Raw genomic sequence first — 17046 nt, forward strand, 5'->3', positions numbered from 1 at the left:
ACGGCGGAACTGAAGAGGAAGCACGAATAAGCGACCAAAGCCGCGAACCCGCCCCGGCCGAAGGCCCCGCTATCGCGGGTGCACCGACACACAGAACCGAAAGGCGATTCCCCATGTACAAGCTCCCCACCTTCCGCGACGACGACGGCATGGTGACGATCGAATACGCCATCGCCACCTTGGCCGCCGCCGCGCTGGCCGCCGTCCTCTACCTGGTCGTCAGCAGCGAGGCCGTCGTCTCCGGGCTCACCGGGCTCATCGAGCGGGCCTTGTCGGTGAAGCTCTGATGCCCGACCGCGGGTCCGTCACGGTGGAGGCCGCGCTCGGTATCGGCGCGCTGACCTTCGTCTCGGCGCTGTTGTTCGCCGGGATCGGGGCCGCTTCCGACCAGCTTCGCTGCACTGACGCGGCTCGAGAGGCGGCCCGGCTCCTCGCCCGCGGCCAGCCCGCCCGTGCCGAACAGGCGGTGCGGGAGATCGCGCCGCCCGGCGCGCGGCTGGACGTCGTCCGCGAAGGCGACACCATCTCCGCCGGTGTCGAGGCCGAACCGGTGGCCGGACTCCTGCCGGGAATCCGGCTGAACTCCCGTGCCTTCGCCATCGCCGAGCCGGGGAGCGGGCCGTGACCGCGGACGATCGCGGCGTCGCGACCGCGTGGACCGCCTCGATCGTCGCCGTCCTGATCGGCGCGGTGGCGTTCGTCTTCTGGCTCGGCGCCGCCGTCACGACCCGGCATCGCGCCGAGGCCGCCGCCGATCTGGCGGCGCTCGCGGCGGCCTCACACGCGACGGACGGTCCCGGCGTGGCCTGCGAACGGGCGCGGCAGGTCGCCGTCCGGATGGCGGTCACGCTCCTGACCTGCCGGTGGGAGCGCGGCGATGCCCTGGTCGAGGTGCGATCGGAGCCGTCAGGACACCTCGCCGCCATCGGACGGGCCGAGGCACGCGCCAGGGCCGGTCCGGTCGACCGGCCACCGTGACGGGCGTCGCACGGTGAACGGTCGCCGGGCGGTGACCGGCCGGTAGTACGCGTGAGTAACCGCTGGGCGCGGGCAGCGGTCGTTGACGCACGGCGAGCGGTCGAAACCATGATCAGCGCTCCGCCGAACGGTCGTCCGCCGCTCACCGTGAGCGCCGTCACGAGGGCCGGAAGCCCAGGTCGGCTGCGACGAACGGCCCAGGCCCGGTCGGAGACGCCGGTTAACCGGACGTCCGGCGTTCGGTCCGTCCGGTCGCACTACCGCGCGTTCATCGCTGCGTAACCGCCGGTTGTCGCGTGAGGTCTTCTCCCGATGTGCAACTTGCCGTTTATTGAGATGTGCACCACTTCGAAAAGTTCGCCGAGGCCGGTGCGACAGAGACAGACACAGGACAGAGTTGACCTGAGGCAGGGACAGTAATGTTGGACGCGAATTGGCCGGACAGCTGGCGGGGCGCCTTCCGCATCGAAATGCGTGCGGAGGCGATCGGTCTCGCCTGGCGTGGCTGGCCGGTGCTCCCGGGTGCCGAGCCCGCGGCGCTCACCGCCGAAGGTGACGACCTCACCTGGCGGCGTCCCGTCCCGGCCCAGGACGACTGGCGCGAACTGACCGAGACCCACCCGCACGAGGTCGCCACCTGGTTCGGCGACGAAACGCACAGCCTGCTCGTGGCCACCGGCACCGTGCTGGACGCCATCGAGGTCGACGACGAGCTCGGCAAGGCCGCGGCCCGCCTGCTGCGCGCCACCGGTCACCCGGCGCCGATCGTCGCGATGCCGAACGGCCGCTGGCTGTTCCTCACCACCGTCGCCACGAGCATCCCGCGGGAACTGGCCGACGAGGCTTCGATCCAGTGGCACGGCGCGAACGACTACATCCCGCTGCCCCCGTCGCCGTTCCAGCACGGTGTCGTGCACTGGCGGGTCAAGCCCGAGGTCTGGGGCTGGCAGCTGCCCGAGGCCACCGAGGTGCACGACGTGCTCGTCCGTGCGCTGGCCGGTGACAAGGCCGCCACCCCCGTGGCGACCCTGAGCACCGCCGCCTGATCAACCCACAATTTCAAGCCAACAGGTGGCCGGACCGGGACCCGTGCTGACGCAACGCCCCGAGCACGGTGTCCAGAACAGCCACCGCCCCCGCCTTGTCCAGCGGATCGTTGCCGTTCCCGCACTTCGGCGACTGGACGCAGGACGGGCAGCCGGCCGGGCACTCGCAGGAAACGATCGCCTCCCGCGTTGCGGCCAGCCAAGGGACAATTGCGGCAAACCCGCGATCGGCGAATCCCGCACCCCCGGGATGGCCATCGTGCACGAACACCGTCGCCTCCCCGGTGTCTTCGTGCCACGCGGTCGACACCCCGCCGATGTCCCAGCGGTCGCACGTAGCGAACAGCGGTAGCAGGCCGATCGCCGCGTGCTCGGCGGCATGCAGGGCACCGGGGACGCGCGCCGGATCCAATCCGGCGCCCGTCCCCGGTGCTCCGCCAAGTTCCCCGGTCCCCACCCCGGAGCCTCCGGTCCCCACCGGCTCCAGAACCCCGGCCCCCGGCCGATGGCCCCCGGTCCCCGCCACGCCATCGGACAGGCCGAGCAGCTCCGCCGAGATCGTGTACCAGACGGCGCGGGTGTGCAGGCTCTGCTCCGGCAGGTCGAGCGGAGTCTGATCCAGCACCTCGCCCGACGGACGTCTCCGCAAGTAGCCGACCACTTGCGAACTCACCGACACCTCGCCGAGGTTCACCGTGATCCCGCCGTGCGTCCTGGTCTCTTCGGTGCGCAGCACGCTGATGTCGACGATCTCGCGCGGTGACGTGCTCCAGTCCGGATCCTCCGCGTGTACCAGGGCGAGCCCGGTCTCCAGATCCAGTTCGTCGACCACATAGGACGAACCCTGGTGCAGGTACACCGCGCCGGGATGCACCGCGTAGCAGGCGGAACCCGGGTCGACCGTGCCCAGCATCCGGCCGGAATCGGCTTCCACCACGGCGATCTGCTCGCCGCCGGAACCGCGGATGCCGACCTCGGAATGCGGCCGGTCGCGCGAAGTCCAGTACCAGCCGCTCGTGCGGCGCCGGATGATCTTCTCCTTGACCAGATCGGCGAGTACGGCACGCGCCGCGTCACCGCCGAAGGCCGCGACCTCCGGTTCGGTCAACGGGAGTTCGGCGATGGCGCAGGCCAGTTGCGGCCCCAGCACATACGGATTCGACGGGTCGAGGACGGCGGCCTCCACCGGCCGGTCCAGGATCGCGGCCGGATGGTGCACGAGATAGGTGTCCAGCGGATCGTCACGGGCCACGAACACGACAAGTGCCGCGTCACCCGCTCGCCCGGCCCGGCCGGCCTGCTGCCAGAAAGACGCGAGCGTCCCCGGGTAACCGGCCAGCACCACCGCGTCCAGCCCGGCGATGTCGACGCCGAGTTCGAGCGCGTTCGTCGTCGCGACCCCGAGCAGCCGACCGGAGAGCAACGCCGCTTCGAGGGCACGCCGCTCCTCCGGCAGGTACCCGGAGCGGTACGCGGCGACGGAATCCGCCAAGGAACCGTCCACTTCGGACAGAATCCGCCGGGCGCCGAGCGCGGTCAGCTCCGCTCCTCGCCGCGACCGGACGAACGCCAGCGAGCGGGCGCCCTCGATGACCAGTTCGGCGAGGATCCGGGAAGCCTCGGCGCCGGCCGAGCGCCGCACCGGCGCCCCGTTCTCGCCCGATAGTTCCGACAGCAGCGGGGGTTCCCACAACGCGACCGTGCGGGCCCCGCGCGGCGAACCGTCCTCGGTGACCGGGACACAGTCCTGTCCGGAGAGTTTCGCGGCGAACGCCGCCGGGTCCGCCGTGGTCGCGGACGCGAGGACGAAGACCGGCGAAGCGCCGTAGTACGCCGCGACCCGCCGCAGCCTGCGCAGCAGCAGCGCCACATGGGAGCCGAAGACACCGCGGTAGCTGTGGCATTCGTCGACGACGACGAACGAGAGCCGCCGGAAGAACCGTGACCAGCGCGAGTGCGACGAGAGGATCCCGCGGTGCAGCATGTCCGGGTTCGTGAACACCCAGTTCGCGTGCGCGCGGACCCAGTCCCGCTCTTCCAGTGGGGTGTCGCCGTCGAACGACGCCGCCCGCGCCTTCTTGATGTCCAAAGAGGACACGGCGCGCAACTGATCGGCGCCGAGTGCCTTGGTCGGGGACAGGTACAGCGCCGTGGCCCGCTCGTCCTCGACCAGTGCCGAGAGCACCGGCAACTGGTACGCGAGCGACTTGCCCGACGCGGTGCCGGTGGAGATCACGACGTGCTTGCCGTCGCGGGCCAGCGACGCGGCTTCCGCCTGATGCCGCCACGGCGCCTTGACGCCGTTCGCCGTCAGCGCCTCGACGACCGGATCCGCCGCCCACTCCGGCCAGTCCACCGAATCCGCCGGGCGTGACGGCAGTTCGGCCACATGGGTGACCGGGTACAGCGAAGCCGGGATTCCCGCCGTCGCGCGGTCGAGAAGCCGCCGACCCTTACCGGATTCCGCCGTGCCGTCCACCTTCGGAAGCTTCGCACAGCGCACCGACAGAAACGGACCGCCGCCGGACGGAACGAGCACTGGAACGGGCCGCCGATGATCGATACAGTGACCAGCCTCACAAGATTACGGAACGTGCGGTGGCGGGGACGCCTTGCCGCCCTCCATCCCACTACCAATACACTCCCGCAATCCACACCGTCTGTGGCGAGCGTCATGTGAGACGTGCCTTGCAGTGCGACTAGCGTGACGTTCGGCTCAGATCCCATGTCAACGCACGAGCCGCCGGCTCCATCGGCGGATCGTCGTTGGCCAACGGCGACGTCTCCAGGAGGACGAATGTCCCGGCAGTTCCTCGCGGAGGGCGAACTCACGCTCTCCGGAGGTGGTTACACCATCGTCGGTGTGATCGCCGTGGTCGCCCTTGCCGCACTGGTCATCGGCTACGTTCTGCTCAAGGAGGTCCTGGCCGCTGGCCAGGGCACCTCCAAGATGCAGGACATCGCGAAGGCAGTGCAGGAAGGCGCGGCTGCCTATCTCAAACGGCAGCGCAACACCCTCGTGATCTTCGGGGGAATCGTGTTCGTGTTGCTCTTCGCTTTGCCGGCCGAAGACTGGAACGAGAAGATCGGCAGGTCCCTCTTCTTCCTGGTCGGCGCGGGGTTCTCCTTCGCGATCGGCTATCTCGGCATGTGGCTGGCGACGCAGGCGAACCTGCGTGTCGCGGCCGCTTCGCGTGAGCCCGGCGGTCGCGAAAAGGCGATGCGACTGGCGTTCCGCACCGGCGGCGTCGTCGGCATGATCACCGTCGGTCTCGGCCTCTTCGGCGCCGCGGTGGTCGTCCTGGTCTACACCGGACAGGCCCCGAAGGTGTTGGAGGGCTTCGGTTTCGGTGCCGCGCTGATCGCGATGTTCATGCGTGTCGGCGGCGGTATCTTCACGAAGGCCGCCGACGTCGGCGCCGACCTGGTCGGCAAGGTCGAGCAGGGCATCCCCGAGGACGACCCGCGCAACGCGGCCACCATCGCCGACAACGTCGGTGACAACGTGGGCGACTGCGCCGGGATGGCGGCGGACCTCTTCGAGTCGTACGCGGTCATGCTCGTCGCGGCGCTGATCCTGGGTAGCACCGCCTTCGGCGTGCACGGCCTGATCTTCCCGCTCATCGTTCCCGCCATCGGCGTGATCACCGCGGTCATCGGTGTCTACATCACCAAGGCCAAGGCGGGCGAAGGCGGTCTGGTCACGATCAACCGCTCGTTCTACATCTCCGCGGGGATTTCCGCGGTGCTCTCGACGATCGCGGCGTTCGTCTACCTGCCCGGTTCGTTCTCCGAGTTCGGACAGGCCTTCGCCGGCAAGTCCGGCAACCCGGCGCTGATCGCGACCCTCTCGGTGATCATCGGCATCGTGCTCGCCGCGATCATCCTCAAGCTCACCGGCTACTACACCGGCACCGAGTACAAGCCGGTCAAGGAGGTCGGCAAGTCCTCGGAAACCGGTGCGGCCACAGTGATCCTGGCCGGTATCTCGGTCGGTTTCGAATCCGCCGTGTACACCGCGCTGGTCATCGGCGCGGCCGTTTTCGGAGCCTTCCTGGTCGGTGGCGGCGTCGCGCTGTTCGCCGTGGCGCTGGCCGGTACCGGTCTGCTCACCACCGTCGGTGTCATCGTCGCGATGGACACCTTCGGCCCGATTTCGGACAACGCGCAGGGCATCGCCGAGATGTCGGGTGACGTCGACGAGGACGCCGCGCAGATCCTCACCGAGCTCGACGCGGTCGGCAACACCACCAAGGCCATCACCAAGGGCATCGCGATCGCCACGGCGGTCCTCGCGGCGACGGCGCTGTTCGGGTCCTATCAGGACGCGATCACCAAGGCGATCGGCGATGGCAAGGAATTCGTCGCGAACATCGTCGGCCCGGAGACGCTCGTCGGTGTGATCATCGGCGCGGCGGTCGTGTTCCTGTTCTCCGGTCTCGCGGTCAACGCGGTGTCCCGTGCCGCCGGCGCGGTCGTCTACGAAGTGCGCCGCCAGTTCCGCGACATCCCGGGGATCATGGAGGGCACCACGCGGCCCGAGTACGGCCGTGTCGTCGACATCGTCACGCGCGACTCGCTGCGTGAGCTGACCACTCCAGGTCTGCTCGCGGTCTTCGCCCCGATCGCGGTCGGTTTCGGCCTCGGCACCGGCGCGCTCGCCGGTTACCTTGGCGGTGCGATCGCGACCGGCACCCTGATGGCGATCTTCCTCGCCAACTCCGGTGGTGCCTGGGACAACGCGAAGAAGCTCGTGGAGGACGGAAGCCACGGCGGCAAGGGTTCGGACGCGCACGAGGCCACCATCATCGGTGACACCGTGGGCGACCCGTTCAAGGACACCGCCGGTCCGGCGATCAACCCGCTGATCAAGGTGATGAACCTGGTGTCGGTGCTGATCGCCCCGGCGGTCGTGCAGTTCTCGATCGGCCCGGACGCCAACGTCGGCGTCCGGATCGGGATCTCGCTGGTCGCCGTCGCGATCATCGTCGCCGCGATCGTCGTCTCCAAGCGCCGCGAGTCGGTCCTTTCCGACACGCCCGCGCAAGCGAAGGCGTAACGCCGAAAGTTCTGTTCCGCCGGGCCCGCCACGATTTCCGTGGCGGGCCCGGCGGCTTTCCGGCGCAGGCTAATCTCTGCGCGTCACGCCGATCCGATCCGGGGAGTCCCTGCCATGAGGCGTTCGATCGTCCTGTTCGCCGCCGTTCTCCTCCTCGCGGGCTGCGGTGGCGCCGAGCAGGCGGCCGCACCTTCTCCTTCTTCTCCCGCTCCCGCGGCCGGGGGTTCGTGGATGGACGGTTTCTGCGGTTCGCTGATCGACTTCGCCAAGATCGGTGACTTCACGATGCCCGACTTCGAGCAGGACGATGTCGCCAGCGCGCGGCGGGTGATGGACGAGGCCTTCGGGGTGTTCGCGCCCGGTTTCGACAACGCGGTCACGGGCCTGCGGAAGCTCGGCCAGGCACCGAGCGCGGAAGCCGACGCGGCACGCAAGAGCATCGTCGACGCGCTGACGCCGATCCGGGACGAGGTCCTCGCCGCGAAGGCCGCGCTGGACGCCGCGCCGAAGGACGACAAGAGGGCCGTGGCGGCCGCCGCGGCCGCTTTCCGGCAGATCGGCTCCGACATCAACGACATGCCCGACCCGTTCCAGCAGCTGGAAACGAACGCGTCGTTGAAAGCGCTGGCCGCACAGGCGCCGAACTGCAAGAAGCTGCCTTCCTGACCTTTCTTGCCGCCACGTTGATTTGCATTGCCCACCGGTATCGGTACCGTCGGGGGCCAATCGGGAAGTCGTCAGGTCGGGAGGTGTTTTCGTGCGGCCGCGGTTCACCGTCCTTGCCGCGCTAGCAACAGGTATCGGGCTCGGCCTCGCCGGGTGCGGGCAGCAGCCCGCGGTGACTTCCCACGCCAGACAAGAAGGTCTCGCGACGGTCAGCGCGTCGGAGGCCGACCCCGCCTCCGCTTGGGCGGAGGGATACTGCGGCGCGGCGGGCGGACTCGTCCGGACGCTGGCGACGTTGCCCAGCGTCGATCCGAGCTCGCCGCAGCAGGCTTCGCGTACGTCCAGCGAGTTGATGGCTTCTGTGGTCCGAGGGCTGGACCGCACCACCGCCGCGTTCCAGGACCTCGGTCCGGCCCCGGTCGCCGGCGGCGACACCTCGCGAACGGCCGCCGTCGACCAGCTCGAAGGCATCCGCGCCCGCGCCGACGACGTCCGCCACCGTCTCGACTCCTCAGCCGAGCCCGAAGCGACGAAAACCGCGCTTCGCGACGCGAGGACGTCCCTCGACGAACTAGACCGCCTCGACCTTCTCAGGGGCCTTAACGACGTCCCTCAGCTCGCCGCGGCGAGCAGCCGGCTCCCGATTTGCCAGGAATTGGTCAAACAACCTCGCTGAGTCACCGCCTCATCACTGGCCATGACTCGAACTTGTGTTCTATTCTGTGCGGGTGGACGGGACGATCTCGCTCTTCTCGGCGGAGGCGAGCGGGCCGGGGCTCGCCGACCTCGCCGGGGTGCTGTGCGGGCCCGGGCGGATGACGGGTTTCGGGCGGACGGCCGCGCGGCTGTCCGCCGTGGTCGACGAGCCGTGGCGGGCGGGCGCCCTCGCCAGGGAATGCCGTCGGCGCGGCGCCGAGGCGCAGGTCTCGGCCGCCGAATGCGGGCGGCCGCTGGTGAGAACGCCGTTCCGGGTCGACCTGCTGCCGCTGGAGCGGGGCTGGAGCCGTGGTGAAGAGAAGAAGGTTCTGCCGGACGGGTTCCGGCTCGACGGCGCGATGTTGAGGATGTGGGCGCTGGCGGCGGGCAGTCCGCAGGGCAACGGCTACCTGCTCGCGCTCGACCCGGAAGCGCCGGAGACGCACGAGCGGCTGATCGCTGCGCTGGCCCAGCTGGGCGTGCCGGCGAAGGCGCAGCGTGGCGAAGAGGCGTTGTTGCGGGTCACCGGGCGAAGGCGGCTTGCGCATGTGCTGGAGCTGATCGGGGACGCGCCCGCCGGGGCGGAGCCCGCTTGGCCGAGCCTGGTGCCCGTGGTCCGCGCTGGTTGATCTTCACGTGAACGCTATGAAAGGTCCTTTCCTTGCAAATTTCGCAAGGAAAGGACCTTTCATAGCGCTCGGTGACGAGGTAGGTCAGGGTTTCGGAGCCCGGCAGTTCGGGTTCGACAGGTCCAGTTCGCTGCGCGAAAGACAGGAGGTCAGCTGGTAGGTCTGCTCCCCGTAGTTGATGCCCTTCCGCACGGTCACGTTCCCGGCGGCGTCGACCTCGCACGGGTTGTTCATCGTGCACCGCTGGCCGCTTTCGTTGCCGGTGTTGTTGACGCCGACGACCTTCCCGGTCGAGGTCTCGATGATCGGCGACCCCGAGGTCCCGCCGATCGTCTTGCACGCCGAGGTGTACCTGATCGAGTCCTTCCAGACCCAGTCCGCCTCGTGCAGCTCGTGGACGAAGCCGTCGATGTTGCAGGAGTAGATCTTCTTCCAATATCCCGACACCACGTCCATCGCGACGCCCGCCGCCGGACGGGTCGGCGAAAGTGTCAGCGGGGCGATACCGTAGGTCGCCTTGATCTTGGCGTAGCTGGTGTTGAGCTGGTAGAGCGAGACGTCGGTGTCGGTCATCGTCGCGTAGAGCAGCTTCTTCGCCTTGAGGGTGCCCAGCGACGAACGGCCGTCCTTGGACAGCAGGCTGAAGGTCCTCGACGACGGTTGATTGACGATTACTTCTCCGGGGTCCGGGAAACCTTCTTGCAGGCAATGCCCGTTGGAAAGGACGAGGGCGGGGTCGTCGAGGCTCGCCTCGGGCGGTTTGACCACCGACCCGGAGCAGTTCGACAACGCCACGGTTCCGGCGAAAGTGGTCGTGGCTGCTTCGGCCTGTGCGGTCCCGACCAGCGCGGACGCGGTCAGCATGGCGAACAGTGTGCCGAGGAGTCGTCGGGTCACGTGAAGTCCTTTCGGGTCGGCGTGGACATCAAGTGAAGCGTTGGCGGGAGTGAGCCACCACCGTCGAACGGAGGGTGTTCACCCCATCACGCGGGCCCCCGGGCCGACGTGTCGGACATCACGTGCTAGGTGTTGAAAGGAAACATCGACGAGGTCAGCGGCGATGCGCTGGACACACGATCGGCGGCGTGTTGCACCACCTAGCCGTGGTCCGGGCGGTGCGAGCGTGCACACTGACGGGTCGAGAGGCGGCGCGAAGGCGCCGAAGATGAGCGGAGAGCAGGACAGCGTGGCAGGAGCACGGACGAAGAAGACCTCGGCGTCGGACGACGGCGCGGGCCGTCGTCGGCTGGTGATCGTCGAGTCGCCGACCAAGGCCCGCAAGATCGCCCCGTACCTCGGCGCGAACTACGTCGTGGAGTCCTCCGTCGGACACATCCGTGACCTTCCCCGCGGCGCGGCCGACGTGCCCGCCCAGTACAAGGGCGAGTCGTGGGCACGGCTGGGTGTCGACGTCGACAACGACTTCAAGGCGCTGTACGTCGTCACGCCGGACAAGAAGTCCAAGGTCACCGAGCTGAAGAGCCTGCTGAAGGACGTCGACGAGCTCTACCTCGCCACGGACCCCGACCGCGAGGGCGAGGCCATCGCGTGGCATCTGCTGGAGACCCTCAAGCCGAAGGTCCCGGTCCGCCGGATGGTCTTCCACGAGGTCACCGAGCAGGCGATCCGCGCCGCGGCCGACAGCACCCGTGAGCTCGACGCCGACCTCGTCGACGCGCAGGAGACCCGCCGCATCCTGGACCGGCTCTACGGCTACGAGGTCTCGCCCGTGCTGTGGAAGAAGGTCATGCCGAAGCTTTCGGCGGGCCGTGTGCAGTCCGTGGCGACCAGGATCGTGGTCGAGCGGGAACGTGAGCGCATGCGCTTCACGTCAGCGTCGTACTGGGACATCTCGGCGACGATGGACGCCGGAGCCGACGCCTCCCCGCGCAACTTCCCGGCCAGGATGATCGCCGTCGACGGCGCGCGTCTTGCCACAGGCCGCGACTTCGGCTCGGACGGGCAGCTCAAGGCTTCGAACAACGAGATCCGCGTGCTGGCCGAGGCCGACGCGGTCCGGCTGGCCGAGGCGCTGAAGAACCGTGACTTCAAGGTCGCGAGCGTCGAGGAGAAGCCGTACACGCGGAAGCCGTACGCGCCCTTCATGACCTCGACCCTGCAGCAGGAGGCGGGCCGCAAGCTGCGGTTCACCTCCGAGCGCACCATGCGGATCGCGCAGAAGCTGTACGAGAACGGTTACATCACTTATATGCGTACCGACTCCACGACGCTGTCGGAGTCGGCGATCTCGGCGGCGCGCAGCCAGGCGACGCAGCTGTACGGCAAGGAATACGTCTCGCCGTCGCCGCGCCAGTACACCCGCAAGGTGAAGAACGCGCAGGAAGCCCACGAGGCGATCCGTCCCTCTGGCGAGGTCTTCCGCACGCCGGGCCAGGTCGCGAAGGATCTGGACACCGACGAGTACCGCCTTTACGAGATGATCTGGCAGCGCACGATCGCGTCGCAGATGGCGGACGCGAAGGGCACCACGATGTCGGTGCGCATCGTCGGCACCGCCACCAGCGGGGAAGAGGTCACGTTCGCCTCGTCGGGCCGCACGATCACCTTCGCCGGGTTCCTCAAGGCGTACGTCGAGGCCGTCGACACCGAGAGCGGTGGCGAGGCGGACGACAAGCAGAGCCGTCTCCCTCAGCTGGCCAAGGACCAGGCGCTGACCGCGACCGACCTGAGCCCGGACGGGCACACCACGTCGCCGCCGGCGCGCTACTCGGAGCCGAGCCTGGTCAGCAAGCTCGAAGAGCTGGGCATCGGCCGCCCGTCGACGTACGCGTCGATCATCAAGACCATCCAGGACCGCGGCTACGTGTGGAAGAAGGGTTCCGCGCTGGTGCCCTCCTGGGTCGCGTTCGCCGTGATCGGGCTGATGGAGCGGCATTTCGAGCGGCTGGTCGACTACGACTTCACCGCCGGCATGGAGGACGAACTCGACCGCATCGCCGCCGGTGACGAGCACCGCACGCAGTGGCTGTCGAAGTTCTACTTCGGCGGCGACATGGGTGTCGACGGTTCCGTCGGCCGCCTCGGCGGGCTGAAGAAGCTGGTCGGTTCCGGCGTCGAGGACATCGACGCCCGTGAGATCAACTCGATCCCGCTGTTCAGCGACCCCGACGGCCACACCGTCGTCGTGCGCGTCGGCCGCTACGGCCCGTACCTCGAGCGCGAGGTCGACGGCACGTCGCAGCGGGCGAACCTGCCCGAGGACCTGCCGCCGGACGAGCTGACCCTGGAACTCGCCGAGAAGCTGTTCGCGACGCCGCAGGAAGGCCGCGTGCTCGGCACGGACCCGGTCAGCGGACACGAGATCGTGGCGAAGGAAGGCCGCTTCGGCCCGTACGTCACCGAGCTCCTGCCCGAGCCGGAGCCGCTGCCCGAAGGCGCGACAGCCGCGCAGAAGAAGGCCGCGAAGGCGAAGCAGCCGAAGCCGCGTACGGGTTCGCTGTTCAAGTCGATGTCGATCGAGACGATGACCCTCGAAGACGCGCTGAAGCTGCTCTCGCTGCCGCGCGTGGTCGGCAAGGACCCGGAATCCGGCGACGAGATCACCGCGCAGAACGGGCGCTACGGGCCGTACCTGAAGAAGGGCACGGACTCGCGTTCGCTCACGACCGAGGACCAGCTGTTCTCGATCACGCTCGAAGAGGCGCTGAAGATCTACTCGGAGCCGAAGCAGCGTGGCCGGTCCGCGACCGCGAAGCCGCCGCTCAAGGAGCTGGGCGACGATCCGGTGTCGGGTAAGCCGATGGTGGTCAAGGACGGCCGCTTCGGTCCGTACGTGACCGACGGCGAGTACAACGCGACGCTGCGGAAGTCGGACAGCATCGAGGAGCTGACCGCCGAGCGCGGCGCCGAACTGCTGGCGGAGAAGCGCGCGAAGGGCCCCGCGCCCAAGCGCAAGGCTCCGGCACGGAAGCCGGCGGCGTCGAAGACGGCGGCCACCAAGACGACCACGGCCAAGAAGACCACCGCGACCAAGTCGACGGCGGCGAAGACGACTACGGCGAAGAAGCCTTCGGCGCGCTCGACGGCCACGAAGACGAAGTAGCTCCCCTTAGCGCGCTATGAAAGGTCCTTTCCTTGCAAAATTTGCAAGGAAAGGACCTTTCATAGCACTGGGGGACGGGCGGTCAGGAGCGAAGGCCCGCCCAGAAGCCGCACCGGTGATCGGCGTCGTGCGCGACCGGACGGATCGCGTCCGGCGCGAGCGAAAGCACCGTCCCGGCGGGGGCCCACCGGGGTGATCCGGCCGCGTTCGGATCACCCGTGCGCATGAAGGTGGTCCAGTACGCGATCATCTGCTCCGAAAGGCGTTTCTGTGCCTCGTCCAGTGACTGTTCGACCCCGCTGAGCTCGAACAGATAGACCAGTTCGAGGGCGTGCGCCGCGCCGTGCGGCACGGTGGGCACGTCGTTGCCGTTGACGTTGGGCGCGTTCTTGTCGTCGAACTCGTAGGCGTGCACGGAGGTCCGCCGGGACAGCAGCCGGTTCCCCTCCGCCGTCGGGCAGGCCCATGACCGGTCCGTGGTGACCGTCGCCCAGGCCAGGGCGGGCGAAAGGTGGTCCCGCGACGGGTATTCGGCCGCGACCTCGTCCGCGTGCTCGCCGAACGTCTTGCGCAGGAACTCCTGATAGCGCTCCTCGGTGATCGGCTTGAGCTTCTCGACACCGGCGATGAACGCGCGCATTTCGTCGTGCGTGCCGCCGGAAAGCACCGGTACCCGGTGAAAAGCGCCTTGTCGCACGGCTTTCGCGGGATCGTTCGGCAGCAACGGCGTGTGATAGGTCAGGTGATTGCTGAAGGACTGGCTGTCCTTCAGCAGATCCGCGGCCGGGAGCCGACGCAGGCAGCCGATCGTGTCCGGACCCGTGCAGCCGTGGCTCGCGGCCATCGCCGCACCGTCGGCTTCGGTCTTGGAGAGCGGCGAATACGGCGTTTGTGCTTCCTGATTCGGGATCAGGCCCCCGCGCGGCCAGTCCAGCAGGCAAGAGCCGGACATGATCGCGGCCTTGTCGAACAGCCCGGCCGCGGCGGGCGAGGTGAGCAGCGCGCAGGTGCTCATCCCTCCCGAGGACTGCCCGGCCAGTGTCACGTTCCGCGGATCGCCGCTGAACGCGGAGATGTTGCGCTGGGTCCAGCGCAGCGCCGAAAGCTGGTCCATGAGCCCGAAATCGCCGGAACCCTGGAGGCCGGGAAGACCGAAGTAGCCGAAGACGCCGAGCCGGTAGTTCGTCGTCACCACGACGACGTCGCCCTGGTCCGCCAGGCGTCGCGCGCCGTAGAGGCTTCCCGCGTCCATGGTGTAACCGCCGCCGTGCAGCCAGACCAGCACCGGTAGCCGACGGCTGCCCGCGTCACGCGGCACGGTGACGTTCAGGAAGAGGCAGTCCTCGGCGCTGCCCGGCAGGTACTGGGTGCAGGCGGCCCCTGGTTTCGTCGCATCGGCGACGCCCTTCCAGGGTTCGGGCGGTCGTGGCGGCTTCCAGCGATCCTCGCCGACGGGTGGTGCGGCGAACCTGATCCCGCTGAACGTCCGGGTCGGGCCGGAGTCCATCCCGCGGACCGGGCCGGCGTCGGTGCGCACGACCAGCGGATCCGCGGGGGCGACGATCGTGAGAAGGCCGGTGACGATGGCCAGCAGGAGATGCATGACAGGTCCTTTCAGGAGTCCGCGAGACGGCGCCACACACGGGTTCACTGCTTCCTGGTCGCGAGATCGAAGAGGGTCACCAGTTCGGCCGCGTAGGTGGTGAGGTCCGGTTCCGGTGTTCCGGCGAGCAGGAACACCGGGCCCTCCACCGAACGCCGGATCGTCGTCGCCATCACGTGGACGTCGAACTCGCGGAACTCGCCAGACTCCTGGCCCCAGCGCAGGATGCGTTCGACCGGTTCCAGCGCCGCCCGCTCGTTCGCCGGGTCGTAGTCGAGGGCGCCGCCGAGGAAGATGTTCAGCAACGCCCGCATCCGGGTCGGCCGCGCGGCGGCGAACTCGAGATTCGCCTCCAGGTACGTCCGCAGCGCGGCGGTCGCGGACGGCGGATCGGCCATCCGCTCGGTCATGAACGCGCCGATCTCGCGGAAGACGTCTTCGAGGACCGTGCGGACGAGTTCTTCCTTGTTCGCGAAGTGGTACGAGATGAGCCCGGTGCTCGACAGATTCGCCTGTTTCGCGATGCGGGCGAACGACGCGCGGGTGTAGCCGAGCTCGGCGATCGTCTCGATGGCCGCGGCCACGATCTGTGCCCGTCTCGCACTCTCGGTGAACGTCTTCGCCTTTGCTTGCATGAGCAAAAAATAGCTCAGGTGAGCAAATCTGGCGACCGGAAACCGCTCACCGACCGCTCGCCGACCGACCTCACCCGTTCGAACAAAAGTTCTAAAAATTGTCGGTACCAGGGTGTTCAATGGTCAGGTGAGCACTTCAACGACCGCTGTCTTCGACGTCATCGACGAGGTCATCGCCCCGCTGGCCGCCGAGGTTCCGGAGCGTCCCTCGGTGATGGAGTTCTACGATCCGCAGCTCGCCGTGCCGCCGGTGCTGGCCGACGAGGAGCCGACTCCAGGGCTCACCCTGGCCGAGGAGGTGGAGCAGTACACCCGGTTCGTGAGCGGGATGGCGACCATCGGGCTGGCCCCCGGCGGTGAGGTCACGCCCGAGGCCGTCGGGCTGTACCGGGCGCTGCGCGGCGGGTTCATCCGCGGCGTGGTGACCGGGGTGTTCCCGTCCCGCGCGGAGCCGTGGGAGGTCCGGTTCTTCGGCGACGAGGACTACACCACGGTGCTGAACAAGCTCGGCAAGCGAGCGCGGCTGCGGTCCGGTTTCCTCAGCGCGCTGCCCGGCTGGGTGTTCGACGGGCTGCCCGACCATCCGCCGGGCACCGGCGAGACCGTGCGCATCGAAACGGACGCGGGCGGGCTGATCCCGCTGCGGGCCCGCGAGGCCGTCGAGGTGATCCGTGAGGGCGCTTCGCGGCCGCGGCACGGCACGGTCCTCGTCGATCTCGCGGTGCGGAACTCCATCCTCGCCGAGTACCCGCACGGCGCGTTCGGCCTGGTGGACAACGACCTCGGCCGGTACCAGTTCAGCTCGGCGATGGACGGCGACGGCCGCTGGACGCTCACCTGGGGCCCGGCCAGCCGGTCGACGGCCGAGCAATGGATCGTGAAGGCGGTGCAGAACCATGCGTGAACCGGCGACCGTGAAGGAACTGATGAAGCGTGCCGCCGAGCCAGTGCTGCGCGCGGTGCCCGAGCGACGGAGCGTGTACCTGGGCTACGACCCGGAGATCACCGACGACGAGATCCGCCGCCTGTGCCCGTCCTACGACGGGCCGGCGGATCTCGTCACCCAGGCCGAGCGGTACGCGGCCAAGGCGGCGATGCTCGAAGAGGCCGGGCTGATGGAGAACGGCGAGATCCATCCGGCCGCCGTCCAGATGCACGGCGTGATGCTGCGGGGTTCGGTGCGAGGCGTCCTCACCGGCGTCTTCGCGTCCGCGCCCCGCGCGGTGCGGGTCGATTGCTACGGCGACGGGCATCAGGCGGTCGTCTGGCGGATGCGGTCGGAACGGCGGACCACGTTCAGCCTGAGCGATTTCGGCGAGCTGGGAGCCCGGGTGTTCGGCGGGCTCCCGCACGTCCCCGCCGGTGACACCGAGCTCATGCGCATCAGGATCGACGAGCACGGCGTGCCGCTGCCCGGCCAAGACGAGGAGGTCGGCCTGGTCGGAGACACGCTGAACCGGCCGCGGACCGGGACGGCGATCCTCGATCTCGTCGCCTTCGGCGGGCTGAACGCCGAGTACCCGGACTACGGCTTCGTGATCATCGACAACGATCTGGGGAGGTTCGTGTTGTACGCCGCCCCTTCCGAAGGGTGGCTGATGTTCGGTGGAATGGACCGCCGGGCACTGGCGGGCTGGCTGCACGAGGCGGTGGACTTGAGCCGGACGTAGC

The 17046-nt window shown here is 68.8% G+C and carries 15 protein-coding genes; 11 read left to right on the top strand and 4 right to left on the bottom strand.

What is annotated here, in order from left to right:
- Window positions 1–113 precede the first annotated feature (113 nt).
- From ACLJO0_RS04030 to ACLJO0_RS04045, 4 genes are all read left to right on the top strand, one after another.
- Window positions 114–287, top strand: a complete 174-nt coding sequence (locus ACLJO0_RS04030) for a DUF4244 domain-containing protein (RefSeq protein WP_410576587.1) — start codon at window positions 114–116, stop codon at window positions 285–287.
- Window positions 287–625: a TadE family type IV pilus minor pilin gene (locus tag ACLJO0_RS04035; RefSeq protein WP_125791164.1), complete on the top strand. Its 339-nt coding sequence runs from the start codon at window positions 287–289 to the stop codon at window positions 623–625. The genes ACLJO0_RS04030 and ACLJO0_RS04035 overlap by 1 nt, the downstream gene beginning before the upstream one ends.
- On the top strand, window positions 622–978 hold the full coding sequence (locus ACLJO0_RS04040; RefSeq protein WP_410576588.1) for an Rv3654c family TadE-like protein: 357 nt from the start codon (window positions 622–624) through the stop codon (window positions 976–978). The genes ACLJO0_RS04035 and ACLJO0_RS04040 overlap by 4 nt, the downstream gene beginning before the upstream one ends.
- 419 nt (window positions 979–1397) lie before the next feature.
- On the top strand, window positions 1398–2024 hold the full coding sequence (locus ACLJO0_RS04045) for a bifunctional DNA primase/polymerase (protein WP_410576589.1): 627 nt from the start codon (window positions 1398–1400) through the stop codon (window positions 2022–2024).
- Between the two features lie 13 nt (window positions 2025–2037).
- Here ACLJO0_RS04045 and ACLJO0_RS04050 read toward each other — a convergent pair whose 3' ends face one another.
- Window positions 2038–4503 carry a DEAD/DEAH box helicase gene (locus ACLJO0_RS04050; protein WP_410576590.1) on the bottom strand — a complete coding sequence of 822 codons (2466 nt, stop codon included), beginning with the start codon at window positions 4501–4503 and terminating at the stop codon, window positions 2038–2040.
- Between the two features lie 318 nt (window positions 4504–4821).
- Between ACLJO0_RS04050 and ACLJO0_RS04055 the strand changes: the two genes are divergently transcribed.
- The 4 genes from ACLJO0_RS04055 (at window position 4822) to ACLJO0_RS04070 (ending at window position 9074) form a co-directional block, all read left to right on the top strand.
- On the top strand, window positions 4822–7083 hold the full coding sequence (locus ACLJO0_RS04055; RefSeq protein ID WP_410576591.1) for a sodium-translocating pyrophosphatase: 2262 nt from the start codon (window positions 4822–4824) through the stop codon (window positions 7081–7083).
- A gap of 114 nt (window positions 7084–7197) precedes the next feature.
- Window positions 7198–7749 (top strand): hypothetical protein, encoded by a 552-nt coding sequence (locus ACLJO0_RS04060; RefSeq protein ID WP_410576592.1) that lies wholly within the window; start codon window positions 7198–7200, stop codon window positions 7747–7749.
- A gap of 91 nt (window positions 7750–7840) precedes the next feature.
- Window positions 7841–8425, top strand: coding sequence for a hypothetical protein (locus ACLJO0_RS04065; RefSeq protein WP_410576593.1), 585 nt, complete (start codon window positions 7841–7843; stop codon window positions 8423–8425).
- A gap of 34 nt (window positions 8426–8459) precedes the next feature.
- The gene (locus ACLJO0_RS04070) at window positions 8460–9074 is read left to right on the top strand and encodes a hypothetical protein (RefSeq protein ID WP_410576594.1); all 615 of its coding nucleotides are present in this window, start codon (window positions 8460–8462) and stop codon (window positions 9072–9074) included.
- An 84-nt stretch (window positions 9075–9158) separates the two neighbouring features.
- On the opposite strand, the gene ACLJO0_RS04075 is transcribed toward ACLJO0_RS04070, so the two are convergent.
- Entirely contained in the window at window positions 9159–9971 is an 813-nt protein-coding gene (locus ACLJO0_RS04075) for a serine protease (protein ID WP_410576595.1), read from the bottom strand.
- A 268-nt stretch (window positions 9972–10239) separates the two neighbouring features.
- Between ACLJO0_RS04075 and topA the strand changes: the two genes are divergently transcribed.
- Window positions 10240–13137, top strand: a complete 2898-nt coding sequence (gene topA / locus ACLJO0_RS04080) for a type I DNA topoisomerase (RefSeq protein ID WP_410576596.1) — start codon at window positions 10240–10242, stop codon at window positions 13135–13137.
- An 82-nt stretch (window positions 13138–13219) separates the two neighbouring features.
- Here topA and ACLJO0_RS04085 read toward each other — a convergent pair whose 3' ends face one another.
- Both ACLJO0_RS04085 and ACLJO0_RS04090 read right to left on the bottom strand, forming a co-directional pair.
- Window positions 13220–14740, bottom strand: a complete 1521-nt coding sequence (locus ACLJO0_RS04085) for a carboxylesterase/lipase family protein (RefSeq protein WP_410576597.1) — start codon at window positions 14738–14740, stop codon at window positions 13220–13222.
- 44 nt (window positions 14741–14784) lie between these two features.
- On the bottom strand, window positions 14785–15375 hold the full coding sequence (locus ACLJO0_RS04090) for a TetR/AcrR family transcriptional regulator (protein WP_410576598.1): 591 nt from the start codon (window positions 15373–15375) through the stop codon (window positions 14785–14787).
- 112 nt (window positions 15376–15487) lie between these two features.
- Between ACLJO0_RS04090 and ACLJO0_RS04095 the strand changes: the two genes are divergently transcribed.
- Together ACLJO0_RS04095 and ACLJO0_RS04100 are read left to right on the top strand one after the other, a co-directional pair.
- Window positions 15488–16279, top strand: coding sequence for an ESX secretion-associated protein EspG (locus ACLJO0_RS04095; RefSeq protein ID WP_410576599.1), 792 nt, complete (start codon window positions 15488–15490; stop codon window positions 16277–16279).
- Window positions 16272–17045, top strand: coding sequence for an ESX secretion-associated protein EspG (locus tag ACLJO0_RS04100; protein ID WP_410576600.1), 774 nt, complete (start codon window positions 16272–16274; stop codon window positions 17043–17045). The genes ACLJO0_RS04095 and ACLJO0_RS04100 overlap by 8 nt, the downstream gene beginning before the upstream one ends.
- The last annotated feature ends 1 nt before the right edge of the window (window position 17046 follow it).

Source organism: Amycolatopsis sp. lyj-108 (assembly GCF_046549005.1).
GTDB lineage: Bacteria > Actinomycetota > Actinomycetes > Mycobacteriales > Pseudonocardiaceae > Amycolatopsis.

Coding starts and splice junctions, on each gene's coding strand:
- ACLJO0_RS04055 (WP_410576591.1), top strand. CDS start 4,822: ATGTCCCGGCAGTTCCTCGCGGAGGGCGAACTCACGCTCTCCGGAGGT.
- ACLJO0_RS04090 (WP_410576598.1), bottom strand. CDS start 15,375: ATGCAAGCAAAGGCGAAGACGTTCACCGAGAGTGCGAGACGGGCACAG.
- ACLJO0_RS04045 (WP_410576589.1), top strand. CDS start 1,398: ATGTTGGACGCGAATTGGCCGGACAGCTGGCGGGGCGCCTTCCGCATC.
- ACLJO0_RS04100 (WP_410576600.1), top strand. CDS start 16,272: ATGCGTGAACCGGCGACCGTGAAGGAACTGATGAAGCGTGCCGCCGAG.
- ACLJO0_RS04030 (WP_410576587.1), top strand. CDS start 114: ATGTACAAGCTCCCCACCTTCCGCGACGACGACGGCATGGTGACGATC.
- ACLJO0_RS04060 (WP_410576592.1), top strand. CDS start 7,198: ATGAGGCGTTCGATCGTCCTGTTCGCCGCCGTTCTCCTCCTCGCGGGC.
- ACLJO0_RS04035 (WP_125791164.1), top strand. CDS start 287: ATGCCCGACCGCGGGTCCGTCACGGTGGAGGCCGCGCTCGGTATCGGC.
- topA (WP_410576596.1), top strand. CDS start 10,240: ATGAGCGGAGAGCAGGACAGCGTGGCAGGAGCACGGACGAAGAAGACC.
- ACLJO0_RS04085 (WP_410576597.1), bottom strand. CDS start 14,740: ATGCATCTCCTGCTGGCCATCGTCACCGGCCTTCTCACGATCGTCGCC.